Annotated in this window: 2 protein-coding genes; both read left to right on the forward strand. The window is 73.5% G+C overall.

Features of this window, described 5'->3' with window-relative positions; translation table 11 throughout:
• Window positions 1-823: 823 nt before the first annotated feature.
• Window positions 824-1318, forward strand: a complete 495-nt coding sequence (locus tag BFF77_RS30905; RefSeq protein WP_066956665.1) for an HPP family protein — start codon at window positions 824-826, stop codon at window positions 1316-1318.
• Between the two features lie 163 nt (window positions 1319-1481).
• A partial coding sequence (locus BFF77_RS30910) for a hypothetical protein (protein ID WP_066956667.1) occupies window positions 1482-1957 on the forward strand: 476 nt, incomplete at its 3' end.

Raw genomic sequence — 1957 nt, forward strand, 5'->3', positions numbered from 1 at the left:
GTCCACCCGCCTCTCGGGGTGCGCGCCTGTCGGCACCTGCCCGTGACCGCGCGACACACCCGGGCCGTCGTCGCGAGCCCGCCGGGGACCGCCGTCGTCACGACCCGTCAGGGACTACGGGACACCCCTCAGCTGTCGAATCCCAGTCCCAGCCGGTCCATCGTGCGCAGCCAGACATTGCGCCGGCCGCCTGGGCGGGGATCGGTCTCACCAAGTGGTCACTGGCGCGGGCGGACGCCCGGGGCGGCCGGCGCAATGTCTGGCTGCGCACGATGGACCGGCTGGGACTGGGATTCGACAGCTGAGGGGTGTCCCGTAGTCCCTGACGGGTCGTGACGACGGCGGTCCCCGGCGGGCTCGCGACGACGGCCCGGGTGTGTCGCGCGGTCACGGGCAGGTGCCGACAGGCGCGCACCCCGAGAGGCGGGTGGACTCCGGGGCGTTCCGGACGCGGTGGCGGCCACCGGACCGCCGATGTCGCCGCCGCGTCGTTCCCCGGCCGGTGATCATCTCGGCGCGGCCGGTGCATCGCCGGCGACCCCGGCGCAGGGCAGCTGTCCGTCGCCGGTCGCCGCCGCGTCCCGTGAGGGCTCCCACCAGCGCACACGCGTCGATCGACGGCGTCGATCAAGCAATCGAAAAGGCGACTTGGACGGGCGGCGGCCGGGGACGCCAGGATGCCGGATGTGTTCCCCGCCTTCACGGACGACGAGCCGCCGTGGGCAGGAAGCGGGGACGGTTCTGGAGTTCCCGTGCTGATTCCGCATGCCCCGCAGGCGCGCTGCCGCTGTACGCCCTCCTCCCGGGCGAGGGCGTCGCACTCATGAGGTCTGTCCGGCACGCCGGGGGAGGGAAGTTCCCGGCCCGCCCGGCGAGGGTCGCGTCGGCGGCCGTCACCACGTCGTTCGGACTGGCCGTCCTGGTGGCCGTCGGGACGCTCACCCACCAGACGGTGCTGATACCGCCGCTCGCGGCCACCACGGCGATCATCACCGCGACCCCCGAGTCGCCGCTCGCGCAGCCCCGCCACGTCATCGGCGGCCATTTGCTCTCCTGCTTAGTCAGCTTCGGGATTCTCGCCCTCGGCTGGCACGGCCCCTGGGCCGCCGCAGTGGCCTGCGGGGCGGCCTGTGCGTTCGCGCTCGTGGTCAGGGCGTCCCATCCGCCGGCCATGGCGACCGCCGTCATGATCATGCTCACCGACCCGCCCGCCGACCGCTTCGTGCCCCTGCTGACCGCGGGCGCGGTGCTGCTCATCCTGGTGCAGATGGTCTCCTCCCGGCTGCAGCGGGAGGTCTATCCGACGGCCTGGTGGTGAGAGGCCCTCGCCCACGGCGGGACCTCGCCCGGGCCCCGGGTTTCCGCCGTGTGAGTCAGATCACTGCCAAGTAGTCGTCCGAACCCGCGTCATCCACCGGCCCCCTCCGTGTCTCGCCTCCTGTGGACACACTGTCCAACAATACGGATGGGAGGCCGGGCTTATGACTGGCTCGGGGGCACAAGGCGCGGTGGAGTGGCTGGCATCGGTGGCACCGGATCCCGAGGCCTGCCGGCGGGAGTGGGAGCGCGACCCGCTCGGGATCGCGCTCCTGCCCGCCGGCCGGCGCTGGGACGTACTGATCCTCCCCGGCGAACTCGGCTATCCGACACTCGATGTGCTGACCAGGCTCGTGGACCGTCCGGGCCCGGTGCTCGCCGACTTCGGCGACTCCCGGATGGGCTTCTTCGTGCCGCCGGGAACGGCCGCGCGCTGGCTCGGTACGGGGGTGCGCGGCGCCGGTCGCGGCACCTGGATCGTCGTTCCGTACCCGGGCCGCGCGAGCGGCGGGATGCGCTGGCTGATCCCGCCGGACGGCGCGGGCACCCTCACCGACCCGTCGCTGCTCGAACTGGCGATGCACGAGGCGGCGGCGGGCATGACGGGCGGCCCCGGCGGCGCCTCGTGCATCGCCAGTTC

This window comes from Streptomyces lushanensis (genome assembly GCF_001700515.1).
Taxonomy (GTDB): Bacteria; Actinomycetota; Actinomycetes; order Streptomycetales; family Streptomycetaceae; genus Streptomyces; species Streptomyces lushanensis.